Below are 15,653 nucleotides of genomic sequence, written 5' to 3'. Positions count from 1 at the left end.
CGATGCGGGACATACTTGTGGTCAAGTGCGGCGGCACCGCCGCCGTACGGGCGGAGGCGATCTGCGCGGACGTCGCCGCCGTGCACCGCGGCGGCACGCCGGTGATCCTCGCCCACGGCGGCTCGGCGGACATCGACTCTCTCGCCGAACGCCTCGGCGTGCCCTCCCGCCGGCTCGTCGCCCCGGACGGCGTGTCGACCCGGTACACCGACACGCCGACCCTCGAAGTGGTGCAGCTGGCCCTCGCCGGATCCGTCAAGCCCCGCCTCCTGTCCGCCCTGCGCGCCCACGGCGCGGACGCGGTCGGCCTGACCGGCCTGGACGCCGGACTCCTCGTGGCCGCCCGCAAGTCGGCGCACCGCGCCCTCGTCGACGGACGCCGGATCATCGTCCGCGACGACCACAGCGGACGCATCGTCGAGGTCAACGCCGACCTGCTGGCCACGCTGCTCGCCTCCGGGCTGCTGCCCGTGGTGTCGCCCCCGGCCGTGGCCGAGGACGGCGGTGCGGTCAATGTCGACGCCGACCGGGCCGCCGCTGCCATCGCGGGCGCCGTCGCGGGCGGCGGAGGGGGCGGCGTGGGGGGCGCCGTAGGGTCGAGCACCCTGCTGCTGCTCACGGGGGCGAGCGGCGTCCTTGCCGATCGGCACGACGAACGGTCGGTGCTTCCCGTCTGCCGGGTGCCGCGCCAGGGCGCCCCGCCCGTGGTCACCGGCGGCATGGGCATCAAGCTGATCGCCGCCCGCGAGGCACTGCTCGCCGGTGCCCGCCGCGTTTTGATCGGGGACGGCCGCCGGCCGCATCCCGTACGGGACGCCCTGGCGGGCGCGGGCACCGAAGTACTGCTGGAGGAAGAGTGAGTGCTCTCGTGGGAAGCGGGACCGGGTTCTCCGACACGGCCGCCGTCGACCTGCTCCACGGCATGCTGCGCATCCCCTCCCCGTCCTACGCGGAGCCCGAGGTGGCCGCGTACGTCGTGGACGCCCTGCGTACGGCGGGCTTCACCGCCGGGATCGACGCCGCGGGCAACGCCGTCGGCGAGATCCGGCGCGGCCCCGGACCGACGGTGATGCTGCTCGGGCACATGGACACCGTGCCGGGGGACATCCCGGTGCGGCGGGTCGGTGACCGCCTGTACGGCAGGGGCGCCGTCGACGCCAAGGGGCCGCTGGCCACCATGATCTGCGCGGCTGCCGCGGCTGCCGCGAGCAGCGCCTTCAGCGGCCGGATCGTGGTCGTGGGCGCGGTGGAGGAGGAGACCACGCTCTCGCGCGGCGCGGTGGAGATCCGCCGCACGCACGAGCCGCCGGACGCGCTGGTCATCGGCGAGCCCAGCGGCTGCGACACGGTCGTCCTGGGCTACAAGGGCAAGCTCGACCTGCGCTACGAGGTGCGGTGCGAGGCGACCCACCCCAGCAACGTCGTGCCCAAGGCCTCCGAGCTTGCGGCGCGGGCCTGGGGCGAACTCCTGGCGCTGCTCGGACCGGACGCCAGTCACGCCCGGTTCGACAGCCCTGGACCCACCTTGACGTCCATCAACGGCGAACTGGACGCGGCCAGAGCCGAGTTCAGCATCCGTACCCCGCCCGGCTTCGACGGCGAGCGCCTGGTCAAGGAGCTGTCCGCACGCCTGGACGCGGGCACGCTCCAGGTCCTCAACGCGGTGGACGCCTGCCGCGTCGGCCGCAACGACCCCGTGGCGCGGGCCCTTTCGGTCGCCATCCGGGCCGAGGGCGGCACCCCGCGGGCGAAGGTGAAGACCGGCACCTCCGACATGAACACCCTGGCCCAGGAATGGACGGTGCCCATGGCCACGTACGGCCCCGGAGACAGCACCCTGGACCACTCCGACCGCGAACACATCGAACTGCCGCAGTACCTGTTCGGCATCCGGGTGCTCACCCGCGCCCTGGCCGCACTGAACACGCACCTCAGCGGGAGCGGGGAGAGCCGATGAGCGAGGACCACGTGGGCAGGGCGAGCGAGGACCACGCGCGCCGGGCACGGGAACTGATCGTGCAGATGTGCGCCAACCCGGAAGGCGGCCACCTCGGCGGCTCGATGTCCCTCGTCGAGATCCTGGTGACGCTCTACCGCGACGTCATGTGCATCGACCCGCGCCGGCCCCGCGACCCCGACCGCGACATCCTGCTCCTGAGCAAGGGCCACGGCGCGATCGGACTGTACGCCGCCCTGGCGGAGCGGGGCTTCTTCCCCGAGGAGCTTCTGGCCAGCTACGGCACCCCCGACAGCATGTTCACCGCCCACCCCAATCCGGCCGTCCCCGGCGTCGAGATGCCCACCGGTTCGCTGGGCCACGGGCTGCCGCTGGGCGTCGGCTTCGCGCTCGCCGCACGTCTGGACGGCAGCGACCGGCGCTGCTTCGTCGTCCTGGGCGACGGCGAACTGCAGGAGGGCTCGGTCTGGGAGGCCGCGATGGCCGCCGGAGCCAAGGGGCTCGACCGCCTGGTGGCGATCGTGGACCGCAACGGGCTGCAGATCAGCGGCGACACGGAAGACACGGTGGGCCTGGAGCCGCTCGGCGACCGCTGGCGCGCCTTCGGGTGGACCGTGTGTGAGGTCGACGGCCATGACACGGGCCAACTGCGCAAGGCCCTGTCAGGCCTCCCGCACACCCCGGGCAGGCCGACCGTGCTCCTGGCCCGCACGGTCAAAGGCAAGGGACTGCCGTACATCGAGGGCCAGGCCCGCAGCCACTACGTCCGGCTCACCGAACGCGGGCACAGGCGCGCCCGCGCGACGCTGGTGCGCGGCGAACGAGCCCCCGGCGAAAGGACCTTGGGCGACCGACCCCGTGGCGAACGAACCCCCGGCGACCGACCCCGCGGCGAACGAACCCGAACGGAGATCGCATGAGCGTCGTGACAGCCGAACCCCCCGTCGCGCAGGACGAGCGCGCGGCACGGGAGGTCTACCGGGACGTGCTGGTCGAACTGGCCGCCGCCGACGAACGCTACGTGTGCCTGGACAGCGACACCGGCCTGTTCTCCGGCACCGCGTGGGGCACGGCCGCACCGCGCTACCTCAACCTCGGCATCGCGGAACAGAACCTGATGGGCGTGGCGGCGGGCCTCGCCCGCTCCGGCCGCGTCCCGTTCGTCAACACCATGGCCACCTTCGCCGCCACCCGCGCCCTGGAGGCGGTGAAACTCGACATCGCCCTGAACAACCTCCCGGTACGGATCGCCGCCACCCACGGCGGGCTCTCGGCGGGCCATCTCGGCTCCACCCACCACGCGTTGGAAGACCTCGCCGTCATGCGGATGCTGCCGAACATGACGGTCCTGGTACCTGCGGACGCCGCAGCCACCGAGCACCTTCTCCGAGCGTCGGTACGGCTGCCCGGGCCGGTCTACCTGCGCCTGGGACGCGGCGCGACGCCGGCCATGCCGCCGGGAGCGGAGCCGGTACGGATCGGTGCCGCGCAGCCCCTGCGCCGCGGCGGCGACGTCACACTGATCGCCACCGGACCGCACCCCGTGCTGGCCGCGCTGGAGGCTGCCGACGAACTGGCCGCCGCAGGCATCGAGGCGGCCGTACTCAACATGCATACGATCAAGCCGCTCGACCGGCAGGCCATCGTCACCGCCGCCGCGGGCACGCGCGGCATCGTCACCATCGAGGAGCACTGGGCCGCCGGGGGCCTCGGTTCCGCCGTGGCCGAGGTGGTCGCCGAGCTGGGGGTGGCCTGTCCGGTGCGGCGGGTGGCGGTGGCCGACCGGTTCGCCGCCGGTAGCGGGGGACACCGGCACCTGCTGGCGCGCAACGGCATCCGCGCGGCCACGGTGATCGAGCACGTACGACGGCTGCTGGGCTGAGACAGCTGCTCACCTGAGACGACTGCTGACGGCGAAGGGGCCGCGGACCGCCACCAGGGCGGTCCGCGGCCCCTTCGCCGTGGCCCGGGTCAGCGCGTGCCGAACGCCGCCTCCCACTCGGCGTCGCCGATCTCCGAGGCCCGCTCCCAGTGCGGCTTATGGGCGGTGCGCGAGGCGACGGCGGCCAGGGCCTCGTGGTGCTCCCAGACCTTCTCGAACGCGTCGGCGTACCGGTCGAGCAGCGGCCCCGACTCCGGGTGCAGATGCGCCTTCTGCACGGTGAAGGAGTCGTCCAGGACCCGCAGCGTGGCCGGGAAGTCCCCGGCGCGGTAGGGGCGTTCCGTGACGCCGGGCAGCGCCCACGGGTAGCCGCCGAACCCGCGCCGTTCGGCGAACACCCGTTGCGCGGGCAGTGGTTGGAGCTGGTAGGGCGCGGCGGGCACCCCTTCGGCGCGCAGCGCCCGCTGTACGACGGCGCGCAGCGGGCCCGCGAACGTGTCGGCGAGTCCGAAGGCGGCGGGCCGCACCCGGAAGCGCAGGATGTGCCAGGCATGCGTACGGTCTTGCGGCACCTCGGGCGCCAGGAAGCCCGGCAGGTCCGCGAGCCGGCCGAGGAGCCGGCGGACGTTCTGGTCGCGTGCGGCCGCCTCCGCGTCGAAGTGCGTGAGGCGGCTGCGGGTGAAGGCGGCCTGGATCGCGTTCGGCTTGCAGTTCCAGCCCAGGAGATGTGCGACGTAGCTGCGTTCGCCGCTCGCCGGGATGAGTTCGCCGAACTGGCGCAACATGGTGGCCCGCGTGGCGATGTCCGCGTCATCGGTGGTGATCAGGCCGCCCTCGCCGCACGTGGCGAGGTTCTTGCTGACGTTGAGGCTGAACGTGTTCACCTTGCCGATCGAGCCCACGGCGCGGCCCCGGTAGCGGGCGCCGTGCGCCTGCGCGGCATCCTCGACGACGGCGATCCCGTGCCGGTCGGCGATCGCGGTGATCTGGTCCAGGTCGGCGGGCAGGCCGTGCAGGTGGACCACGACAATCGCCTTGGTCCGGGCGGTGATCGCGGCTTCGAGCGCCGCGGGGTCCAGGTTGAACGTGACGGGGTCGATGTCCACGAAGACCGGCACCGCCATGAGGTGCAGCGGGGCGGTCGCGCTGCCGATGAAGCTCAGGGCGGGCACGATCACCTCGTCGCCGGGCTCCACGCCCGCGGCACTCAGCGCCACCGACAGGGCGGCGGTGCCGTTGCTCACCGCCACGCAGTGCTCGGTGCCCACGTGCCGCGCCCACTCCCGCTCCAGGCCCGCGATCTCCTCCTCGCCCGAGGAAGCGGAGGTGAACCGGCCGGAGCGCAGCACCCGTTGGACGGCCTGTTCGTCCTGCTCGGTCACCGTCGGCCAAGCCCTGATCCGCAGATCCCGGGGCACGGCCCGGCCACCGCCGAACATCGCGAGGTCGACCGATGGCTTGACCGCTTGCTTGATTGTCACCGCTGGGCCTCTTCTCGATGGGATGCGTCCGCAGCGTGCGCCCGCATCGACGGGATGCGTCCGCATCGTGTGCCGCATCAACGGGCTGCGTCCGGACGTCGCGCCTGTCAGTGTCGGCGCGCGCCCTCACGCCCGGCGGCAATCGCACCGGCAATTGCCCTGCGGGCCCTCGCGTACGCCGCTCGAATTGCCGCTGCGACTGCCGCTGACGGCGGCCGTCGCTGGCTAACTTCGGTTCCGATTCCAGACCGGACTCGGAATGAGGGATGACGTGACCAGCCCTTTCGATGAAGCGAATGCGGGTGCCGCCGGGGGAAATCCGGTCGCCCGGCGCCAAAGCGTCCTGTGCGCTCTGGTCGCCGACGTGCTCAACGTGAGCGACGTCGGGGCCGACGACGGCTTTGTGGCGCTCGGCGGCGACAGCATCATCGCCATGCAACTCGTCAGCCGGGCACGCAAGGCCGGTCTGCGGATCACCGTCGGCGACGTGCTCGCCCACCGCGACATCGCGGCCCTGGCGCAGAGCGCCACCGAGGTGCACCGCGCGCCGGCCCCCGTCGCGGACAGCGGGGTCGGTCCGGTCGCCACTACGCCGATCACGCGCTGGTTCCGCGAACGAGGCGGCGGCGTCGACACCTACCACCAACTCGCGGTCCTGCGTACGCCCGCCACGCTGACGCAGGCGCACCTGCACGCGATGACACAGGCGCTGCTCGACCACCACGACGTGCTGCGGCTGCGGCTGTCCGCGCTCGACGACGGGCAGGACTGGGCGCTCGACGGCGGGCAGGACTGGGCGCTCGACGTGCTGCCCACCGGGTCCCTCGACGCGGCATCCGCTGTCCGGCGGATCGACGTGGCGGGGCGCCCCGAAGCCGACTGGGCGACGCTGGTGCGGCAGGAGTCGGACGCCGCGCGCGACCGGCTCCGCCCCCGCGAGGGCAAGGTCTTCCAGGCCGTGTGGCTCGACGCCGGACCCGATCGGCAGGGACTGCTCGCGCTGGTCGTCCATCACCTGGCCGTCGACTCGATCTCCTGGCGCATCCTGGCCGCCGACCTCGCCACGGCCTGGCGGGCGGTCGAGGAGGGCGCCGCGATCGCGCTCGAACCGGTGCCGACCCCCTTCCGCCGCTGGTCCCACCTGCTCGGCGAGCAGGCGCACGCACCGGCCGCCGTCGCCGAACTCCCCGGCTGGCTCGACCGGTTGCGGCCCGGCGCCGCCCGCTTCGGTGACCGGCCCAGGGTCCCGGGCCAGGACCTGGAAGACCCGGACCGGCGTTTCACGGAGTCCCTGCCCGCCGAGTTCACCCGGGAGCTGCTCACCAGCGTGCCCTCGGCGTTCAACGCCGGCGTCAACGACGTCCTGCTCGCCGCGCTCGCCCTTGCTCTCGGCGACTGGCACCGCACGCGCGGCACGGCGGGCGACGGCACCACCCTGCTGCACCTGGAAGGCCACGGCAGGGAAAGCGCGCTCGCGGACCTGGACCTCTCCCGGACCGTCGGCTGGTTCACCAGCCTCTTCCCCGTCCGGCTTGACCCGGGCGATGTCGACTGGGACGAGGTGCGCGCCGCGGGACCCGCGGTGGGGAGTGCCGTCAAGCGGATCAAGGAGCAAGTGCGCGCCGTCCCCGACAAGGGCGTCCGCTACGGCCTCCTGCGCTATCTCAACCCTGAGACCGGCCCCCTCCTTGAGCAGGCCGCCCAGCCGGAGTTTGTCTTCAACTATCTGGGCCGCTTCGAGGCGTCGGACGCCGCCGACTGGTCGGTCGTACCGGAGTACGGGACCGGCCTGGACGGCACCGGACCCGGCATGCCCATGGCCCACAGCATCGAGGTCAACGCGGCCACCGTGGACGGGGCGGACGGTCCGGTCCTCAACGCCAGCTGGAGCTGGGCGAACAGCGTCGTGAGCGAGGCGGACACCCGCGAGTTGGCGCGGACCTGGTTCTCGATGCTGCGGACGCTGGTCGCCCACGCCCGCGAACCGGGAGCGGGCGGACTCACCCCCTCCGACCTGACCCTGAGCTCGCTCAGCCAGCAAGAACTCGAAGAAATCGAATCCGATCTGCAGGCCGTCCGAGGAAGGGGACTCTGAGAATGAGTCAATCAGCAGTCGAGGACATCCTTCCCCTGTCGCCGTTGCAGGAAGGTCTGCTCTTCCATGCGCAGTTCGACCGGGAGAAGCGCGGCTCCTATCTCGCGCAATTCGCGGTCGATCTCGAAGGCCCGCTGGATTCCGCGCTCCTGAGGTCGGCTGCCGAGACCGTGATACGGCGCCACGCCACCCTGCGGTCCGGATTCCGGTACCGGAAGAACGGCGAGCCGATACGGGTGGTGCACCGCGAGGCCCCGCTGGACTGGCGGGAGACCGACCTCGCGGACCTCGTAGAGGAGGACGGGCGGGCCAACCTCACCGACCTCGCCGATCAGGACGCGCAGGCCGCCTTCGCCGACCTGACCGCACAGGACTGGGACCGCGGCATCGACGTCGCCGCCACGCCGCTGATCCGCTTCACCCTCGCCCGGCACACCGCCCGCCGCCACCGCCTCTTGGTGACGGCCCACCACCTCCTGCTCGACGGCTGGTCCTTCGCCCTGCTGTTCCAGGAGTTGTTCGCGGTGTACTCCCGGGCGGGCGGCACCGCGGACCTGCCGGCGGTGCGCCCCTACCGCGACTACTTGGCCTGGCTGGCACAGCAGGACCGGGCGGGCGCGGAGCGGCACTGGACGGCCGCCCTGGAGGGGGTCGAGCAGCCCACCTTCGTCGCGGCCGCCGAATCGCGCACCGGCCCGCCGCCCGAGAAGGTGGAGGTGTTCCTGCCGCCGGAGACGACGGCACGGCTGACCGCGCACGCCCGGCGGGACCACGTCCTGCTCAGCACCGTGTGCCAGGGCGCCTGGGCTGTCCTGGTCGGTTCGCTCACCAGGCGCGACGACGTGGTGTTCGGGTCCACGGTCAGCGGCCGCCCCGCGGAGCTGGCCGGCGCGGACTCGATGATCGGCATGCTCATCAACACCGTCCCGGTCAGGGTGCGCCTGGACCGGGCGGCATCCGTGAGCGCGCTGTTCACGCAGATCCAGGCGGACCGCGCCGCGGCGCTCGACCACGATCACCTCGGCCTGACGGACATCCAGCGGCTGACCGGGCTCTCCACCGCGCTCTTCGACACGAACGTGGTCGTCGACAACTTCCCCATGCACGACTACAAGGTCGACGCGCCCGACGGGCCCGACGGCGACCTCGACGTGCGCGTCACCTTCCGCGACAGCGCCCACTTCCCGCTGACCCTCGCCGTCGAACCCGGCGAGCGCCTTGCCCTGCGCCTGCACTACCGCCCGGACCTGTTCACCGCCGCCGCGGCCACCGAACTCGCCGAACGGCTCACGCTGCTCCTGGAACAGGTGGCCGAGGACCCGGACCGGCCGCTCGCCACCCTCGCCCTCATGCCGCCCGCCCAGCACGACCAGGTCGTACGCCAGTGGAACGACACCGTGCGCGAGCGGCCCGCGACGACGCTCGCCGAGCTGTGGTCGCGCCAGGTGCGGCGCACGCCCGACGCGCCGGCCCTGGTCGCGCCCGACGGCAGTCGGCTCAGCTACGTACAACTCGACGCACGCGTACGGCGGTTGGCGCTGCGGCTCGCCCGTGAGGGCGCGGGCCCCGAGCAGGTCGTGGCCGTGGCGCTGCCCCGCTCGACGGACCTGGTGGTGGCGATCCTCGCCGTCGTCACCGCGGGCGCGGCCTACCTTCCGGTGGACCCCGACCACCCCGCCGGACGCATCGCCGCGACACTCGCGGACGCCGGTCCGCTGCTCGCCCTGACGGACACGGCAAGCGCGGCGGTGCTTCCCGAGTCCCTGCCGAAGCTGCTGCTCGACAAGCCGATCGCGCCCCTCGCCGCCCGCCCCGTACCGCCGCGTCCGGAGCACCCGGCGTACGTCATCTTCACCTCCGGGTCCACCGGACGCCCCAAGGGCGTGATAGTCCCGCACGCGGCCGTCGTCAACCGGCTCCTTTGGATGCAGGAGCAGTACCACCTCACCGCCGATGACCGGGTGCTGCAGAAGACCCCGGCCGGTTTCGACGTGTCGGTGTGGGAGTTCTTCTGGCCGCTGATCTGCGGCGCGACCCTGGTGATCGCGCGGCCCGGCGGACACCGCGACCCCGCCTACCTCGCCGAGCTCATCCGGCGCGAGTCGGTGACCGTCACGCACTTCGTGCCCTCCATGCTGCAGGCGTTCCTCCAGGAGCCCGGCGCCGCCGACTGCACGGGCCTGCGCCGGATCATCTGCAGCGGCGAAGCCCTGCCCGCCCGCACCCAGCGCGACCTGTTCGCCACGCTGACCGCCACCGAACTGCACAACCTCTACGGGCCGACCGAGGCCGCCGTCGACGTGACCTACTGGCAGTGCCAACGCGACGACCACACGGGCACGGTGCCGATCGGCAGGCCGCTGGCCAACGTGTCCACGTACGTGCTGGACGGCAGCCTGCGGCCGGTGCCCCCGGGCGTGACGGGCGAGCTGTACCTGGGCGGCATCCAGCTCGCCCGGGGCTACGCAGGGCGTCCGGGACTGACCGCAGAGCGCTTCGTGGCCTGCCCGTTCGCGGCGGGGGAGCGGATGTACCGGACCGGCGACCTGGTCCGCTGGAGCGTGGGCGGGCAGCTGGAGTTCGTCGGCCGCGCGGACGCACAGGTGAAGATCCGCGGCTTTCGCGTGGAGCCCGGCGAGGTCGAAGCGGTGCTCGCGGCCCACCCCGAGGTGCGGCAGTGCACGGTCGTCCTGCGCGAGGACCGGCCGGGCGACCCGCGCCTGGTCGCCTATGCCGTGGCCCGGACCGCGGGCCTGACGGGCCGGGAACTGCGCTCGTACGTGGCGGACCGCGTGCCCGAGGCCATGGTGCCCGCCGCGGTGGTCCTGCTCGACACCCTGCCGACGACGGTGAACGGGAAACTCGACCGGGCCGCCCTGCCGGAGCCCGACCGGGCCGTCGCGGCCGTGCGGGGGCCGCGCAGCCCGCGCGAGGAGATCCTGTGCGAACTCTTCGCGGAAGTGCTCGGTTTGCCCCGCGTGGGCATCGACGATCACTTCTTCGACCTGGGCGGCAACTCCCTGCTCGCGCTGCGGCTGCTGTCGCGCATCCGATCGGCCCTGGGGGAGGGCTTCGAGATCCGGGACCTGTTCGACGCCCCCACGGTCGCCGGCCTCGCCCGCCTGACCGGCACCGCCCGCCCCGCACTCACCGCCCGGGCGGGGGCTGCCGACGACGCGCCGCTGTCGTACGCCCAGCAACGCCTCTGGTTCCTCAACCGGATGGAGCGCGGCGCGGGAACGTACAACATCCCCGTCGCGGTCCGCCTCACCGGGGCGCTCGACCGGGACGCCCTGGCGGCGGCGTTCGCCGATGTGGCGGACCGGCACGAGAGCCTGCGCACCGTCTTCCCCGAGGCGGGCGGCGAGGAGGCGGGCGGCGAGCCGCACCCGGTGGTCCTGGACACGGTCGCGGTGCCCGGCATCGAGATAGTCGACGTCACGCCCCCCGACCTCGCGGACGCCATGGCGCGGCGGGCCGGTCACCGCTTCGACCTCACCACGGACGCGCCCGTCAAGGCAACGCTGTTCCAACTCGCCCCGGAACAACAGGTGTTGCTCCTGGTCATCCAGCACATCGCCGCCGACGGCTGGTCCCTGCGCCCGCTGCTGCACGACCTCGCCCTGGCCTACACCGCCCGATGCGCGGGCACCGCCCCCGACTGGCCGCAGCAACCGGTGCGCTACGCCGACTACACACTGTGGCAGCGGGACCTGCTCGGCGAAGCCGACGAACCATGCAGCCTGATGGGCCATCAACTCGACTACTGGCAAGCGCAGTTGACGGAGCTGCCGACGGAGTTGGCGTTGCCCGCGGACCGGCCGCGCCCCGCGCTGGCGGCGCAGTCCGGCGGGATCGTGGAAGTCCAGTGGGAGCCGGAGCTGCACCGCAAGCTGCTCGAACTTGCCCGGGCCGCCGACTGCACGCTGTTCATGGTGGTGCAGGCGGGCCTCGCGGCCTTGCTGACCCGCATGGGCGCCGGCAGCGACATCCCCCTCGGCACCCCGGTGGCGGGCCGCTCCGACAGCGCGCTCGACGATCTGGTCGGGTTCTTCGTCAACACCCTGGTCCTGCGCACCGACACCGCGGGTGATCCCGGGTTCGCCGAACTCCTTCGCCGGGTGCGGGCCACCGACCTGGACGCCTTCGCCCACCAGGACGTCCCGTTCGAGCGTGTCGTCGAGGCCGTACGCCCCGAACGCTCGCTGTCCCAGAACCCCCTGTTCCAGGTTCTGCTGCAGGTCCAGCAGGCGGAGGGCGCCACCCCCGCCTTCGCGGGACTCGACAGCGAACGCGCCCCGGTGACCTGGGACGTCGCGAAGTTCGACCTCAGTCTCGAACTGGTCGACGAGCGCGACACGCAGGGCTCGCCGGCCGGGCTCACCGGCTACCTCGAGTATGCCGACGAGCTGTTCGACCGCAGCACCGCCGAGCAGCTGGTGACGCGCCTGCGCCGGCTCCTGGAACAGGTGCTCGCTGCCCCGGACCGGCCGATCAGCACGGTCGACGTGCTCTCGGACGCGGAGCGACGGCGCTACCTTCCCGAGCCGCTGGAGCGGCCCGAGCGGCCCCTGTCCGCGCCGCCGGCCGTGTTCCTGCCCGCCGCCTTCCGGGCACAGGTCGCCCGCACGCCGGACCTGACGGCGCTGGTCTTCGAGGACACCGCGCTCACCTACGCCGAGCTCGACGCCCGCGCCGCCCGGCTCGCCCAGCGCCTCGTACGCCGGGGCGCGGGCCCCGACCAGGTCGTGGCGGTGGCCCTGCCCCGGTCCACGGACCTGGTGGTCGCGCTCCTGGCCGTCCTGAAGGCGGGCGCCGCGTTCCTCTTCGTCGACCCGGCCTATCCGGCCCGCCGGATCGCCTATCTCCTGAAGGACTCTGCCCCGGCCTTGCTGGTCACCGACAGCGCGACGGCCGCGTTGATGCCCGTAGGTGAACCGGTCCTCGTCGACGACCACGCGCTCGACGACTCCGCACTCGACGACGAACCGACGTACGCGCCCGGCATCGCGCTCACCGCCGACCACCCCGCCTACGTCGTCTACACCTCGGGGTCGACCGGACAGCCCAAGGGCGTGATGGTCACCCACGGCGGCCTCGCCAACCTGCTGGCCTTCTACCGTACGGAGGTCATCGCCACCGCCGAGCGCAACCGCGACGGGCGGCGCTGCCGCATGGCACTGACGGCGTCCCTCGCCTTCGACACCTCCGTCGTCGCCCTGCTGTGGCAGGCCGTCGGCCACGAACTCCACCTGATCGGCGACGACACCCGCCGCGACCCCGCCGCCATGGCCCGCTACCTGGACCGCCGCGGCATCGACGCCCTCGACGTGATGCCCAGCTACGTCGAGGAGCTGATCCACCAGGGGATGCTCGACCCGGACCGCACCCCGCCCGCGGTGGTGATGACCGGCGCGGAAACAGTGGGCGAGAAGCTGTGGGCGCGGATCCGGGAGACCGAGGGCAGCACCGTCTACAACATCTACGGCCAGACCGAGACCACCGTGGACACGCTCTTCTGGTCCTCGGACGAGAGCGACCGCCCCCTGGTCGGCAGGCCGATCGACGGCGTCGAGGTGTTCGTGCTCGACCCGGCGCTGCGCCCCGTCCCCTCCCGTGTCGTCGGCGAACTGTACGTGGCTGGCGCCCAGTTGGCGCGCGGCTACGTCAACCGTCCCGCCCTGACCGCCGAGCGGTTCGTCGCCAACCCCTACCGGCCGGGACAGCGCATGTACCGCACCGGTGACCTGGTGCGATGGACCGACGAGGGCGCCCTGGAATTCCTCGGCCGCGCCGACGACCAGGTCAAGATCCGCGGGTTCCGGGTCGAGCTCGGCGAGGTGGAGGCGGCGCTGGCCCGCCACGAAGGTGTCGCCCACGCGGTGGCGGTGCTGCGCGAGGACCGGCCCGGCGACAAACGCCTCGTCGGCTACGTCCTGGCGCGGGACACCGGACTCGACGCGAAGCGGGTGCGCGAGTTCGCCCGGCAGAACCTGCCCGACTACATGGTGCCCGCCGCGATCGTGGTGCTCGACGAGCTGCCGCTGACCCCGAACGGCAAACTCGACACCGCCGCACTGCCCAAGCCGGCCTACCCCGCCAACGGCGAACGGCGCGCGCCGCGCACGCTGCGCGAGGAGCTGCTGTGCGAGCTGTTTGCTGAGATCCTCGGCCGCGACACGGTCGGCATCGACGACAGCTTCTTCGACCTGGGCGGTCACTCGCTGCTCGCCGTGCGGCTGAGCGGCAGGGCGCGCTCCGTTCTGGGCGTGGAACTGCCCGCCCGTCTGCTGTTCAGCACCCCGACCGTGGCCGGACTCGCGGACAGCCTCGACGAGGCCCTGCCCGGCCGGCCGCCGCTGCGGGCCGCGCAACGCCCGGACGTACTGCCGCTGTCGTACGCCCAGCAGCGGCTGTGGTTCATCAGCAGGTGGGAGGAGACCGGCGCCAGCTACAACCTCCCCCTCGCGCTGCGCCTGTCCGGACCACTGGACCGGGCCGCCCTGGAACGGGCGCTGTCCGACATCACCGTCCGGCACGAGAGCCTGCGAACGGTCTTCGCCGAGCACGACGACCAGCCGGTGCAGTCGGTGCTCGCGCCCGAAGCCGCCCGGCCGCAACTGCTGTATCGCGAGGTGCCCGGGGCCGGGATCGACGCGGCGATCCGGGCGGCGGCCGACCACCGGTTCGACCTGTCCGCGCACCCTCCCCTGCGCGCCCACCTGTTCCGGACGGGGATGGACGAGGAGGAACACGTCCTGCTGCTCGTGTTCCACCACATCGTCTGCGACGGCTGGTCGCTCGGCCCGCTCCTGCGCGACCTGTCCACCGCCTACGCCGCCCGCACCCGCGGCGCCGCCCCGGCCTTCGACGAACTGCCGGTGCAGTACGCCGACTACGCGCTGTGGCAACGCGACCTGCTGGGCGCCGAGGACGACCCGACCAGCGTGCTCTCCCGCCAACTGGAGCATTGGCGCGCCCGCCTCGCCGACCTGCCGGTGGAACTGACCCTGCCCACCGACCGCCCACGCCCCGCGACCAGCGACTACGCGGGCGGAGTGGTCAACCTCGACTGGGACGCCGAGCTGCATCGCCGCCTGCTCGCGATCGCCAGGGAGCACGGCTGCACCGTGTTCATGGTGCTCCAGGCCGCCTGCGCCGCGCTGCTCAGCAGACTGGGCGCGGGCACGGACATCCCCATCGGCACCCCGGTGGCCGGCCGTACGGACGACGCGGTCGACGACGTCGTCGGGTTCTTCGTCAATACGGTGGTCCTGCGCACCGACGTCTCGGCGGACCCCACCTTCGCGGAGCTGCTGCGCCGTGTCCGGACCGCCGACCTGGCCGCCTACGAGCACCAGGAGGTGCCGTTCGAGCGCCTTGTCGAAGAGGTCAACCCACCGCGCTCGCCCGGCCGCCACCCCCTCTTCCAGGTCATGGTCCAGCTCCAGCACGCGAGTGCCGGGCCGCGATTCGCCGGTCTGCGGACGACGGAACTGGAGGTCGCCTCGACGGCCGCGAAGTGTGACCTGGTCATCGATGTCGAGGAGCGGCTCGATGCCGGGGGAGCACCGGCCGGTCTGGCCGGAGCCCTGACGTACTCGACCGCGCTGTTCGACGAGGCGACGGGCGAGCGGCTCGCCGAGGGCCTGCACGGGCTGCTCACGCAGGCGGCCGAGGACCCGGAGCGGCGGATCGCCGACTTCGACGTACGACCTGTCGGCGAGCGGCGGCCTGTTGCGATCCCGGCGTCCCCCGTTTCGTCGCAGGACGCGACAGCGGCTGCCACCGGCCCGCGGACGGCGAACGAGGAGCTGTTGAGCGAGCTGTTCGCCGAGCTGCTCGGCCGGGACGCGGTCGGCGTCGACGACAACTTCTTCGCCCTGGGCGGGCATTCGCTGCTCGCGACGCAGCTGATCTCCCGCGTGCGATCGGCCCTGCGGCTCGAACTGCCGGTCCGCGCGTTCTTCACCGCCCCGACCGTCGCCGGAGTCGCCGCGTACCTGAGGACGGCGGCGCCCGCGCGGCCCGCGCTGCGGCCTGCCACGGCCCGCTGACAGGGGGCCTGCACAGGCCCCGACCACCACACCCGGGAGACGGACCTCATGCTGACCTTGTCCGGACTGGAAGCCGCCGCACCCACGTCGACCGTCGAAGCCGCTTCGGCCATAGAGGAGATCGCCGACCAGCTGGCCGGCCAGCACGAGGAGTTGCTGCGCCGCCAGCGGCGGCTCGCCG

7 protein-coding genes are annotated in these 15,653 nt (G+C 72.9%); 6 read left to right on the top strand and 1 reads right to left on the bottom strand.

The genetic code is table 11. From position 1 onward, the window contains the following. Nucleotides 1–2 precede the first annotated feature (2 nt). From ACWFR3_RS09955 to ACWFR3_RS09940, 4 genes are read left to right on the top strand one after another with little or no spacing between them, the layout of a single operon-like run. The gene (locus tag ACWFR3_RS09955; protein ID WP_453734067.1) at nt 3–860 is read left to right on the top strand and encodes a [LysW]-aminoadipate kinase; all 858 of its coding nucleotides are present in this window, start codon (nt 3–5) and stop codon (nt 858–860) included. Next, nucleotides 857–1,957 carry a M20/M25/M40 family metallo-hydrolase gene (locus ACWFR3_RS09950; protein WP_453734066.1) on the top strand — a complete coding sequence of 367 codons (1,101 nt, stop codon included), beginning with the start codon at nt 857–859 and terminating at the stop codon, nt 1,955–1,957. Before ACWFR3_RS09955 ends, ACWFR3_RS09950 begins: the two co-directional genes overlap by 4 nt. Beyond that, complete coding sequence (locus tag ACWFR3_RS09945; protein WP_453734065.1) at nt 1,954–2,877, top strand: transketolase; 924 nt, start codon at nt 1,954–1,956, stop codon at nt 2,875–2,877. The genes ACWFR3_RS09950 and ACWFR3_RS09945 overlap by 4 nt, the downstream gene beginning before the upstream one ends. Further along, nucleotides 2,874–3,839 (top strand): transketolase family protein, encoded by a 966-nt coding sequence (locus ACWFR3_RS09940; protein WP_453734064.1) that lies wholly within the window; start codon nt 2,874–2,876, stop codon nt 3,837–3,839. Before ACWFR3_RS09945 ends, ACWFR3_RS09940 begins: the two co-directional genes overlap by 4 nt. Before the next feature lie 89 nt (nt 3,840–3,928). On the opposite strand, the gene ACWFR3_RS09935 is transcribed toward ACWFR3_RS09940, so the two are convergent. Continuing rightward, nucleotides 3,929–5,278: a DegT/DnrJ/EryC1/StrS family aminotransferase gene (locus tag ACWFR3_RS09935; RefSeq protein ID WP_453734184.1), complete on the bottom strand. Its 1,350-nt coding sequence runs from the start codon at nt 5,276–5,278 to the stop codon at nt 3,929–3,931. A gap of 313 nt (nt 5,279–5,591) precedes the next feature. On the opposite strand from ACWFR3_RS09935, the gene ACWFR3_RS09930 reads away from it, so the two are divergent. Both ACWFR3_RS09930 and ACWFR3_RS09925 read left to right on the top strand, forming a co-directional pair. Then, nucleotides 5,592–7,415, top strand: coding sequence for a condensation domain-containing protein (locus tag ACWFR3_RS09930; protein ID WP_453734063.1), 1,824 nt, complete (start codon nt 5,592–5,594; stop codon nt 7,413–7,415). Nucleotides 7,416–7,417: 2 nt separating this feature from the next. Beyond that, entirely contained in the window at nt 7,418–15,472 is an 8,055-nt protein-coding gene (locus ACWFR3_RS09925; protein WP_453734062.1) for an amino acid adenylation domain-containing protein, read from the top strand. The last annotated feature ends 181 nt before the right edge of the window (nt 15,473–15,653 follow it).

Source organism: Streptomyces sp. NPDC055189, from assembly GCF_053606765.1.
This window is presented reverse-complemented; position numbering and strand designations above follow the sequence as displayed.

Bases quoted from the DNA above. Each gene is read 5' to 3' on its own strand.
- ACWFR3_RS09955 (WP_453734067.1), top strand. From the start codon at position 3: ATGCGGGACATACTTGTGGTCAAGTGCGGCGGCACCGCCGCCGTACGG.
- ACWFR3_RS09935 (WP_453734184.1), bottom strand. From the start codon at position 5,278: ATGTTCGGCGGTGGCCGGGCCGTGCCCCGGGATCTGCGGATCAGGGCT.
- ACWFR3_RS09925 (WP_453734062.1), top strand. From the start codon at position 7,418: ATGAGTCAATCAGCAGTCGAGGACATCCTTCCCCTGTCGCCGTTGCAG.
- ACWFR3_RS09945 (WP_453734065.1), top strand. From the start codon at position 1,954: ATGAGCGAGGACCACGTGGGCAGGGCGAGCGAGGACCACGCGCGCCGG.
- ACWFR3_RS09940 (WP_453734064.1), top strand. From the start codon at position 2,874: ATGAGCGTCGTGACAGCCGAACCCCCCGTCGCGCAGGACGAGCGCGCG.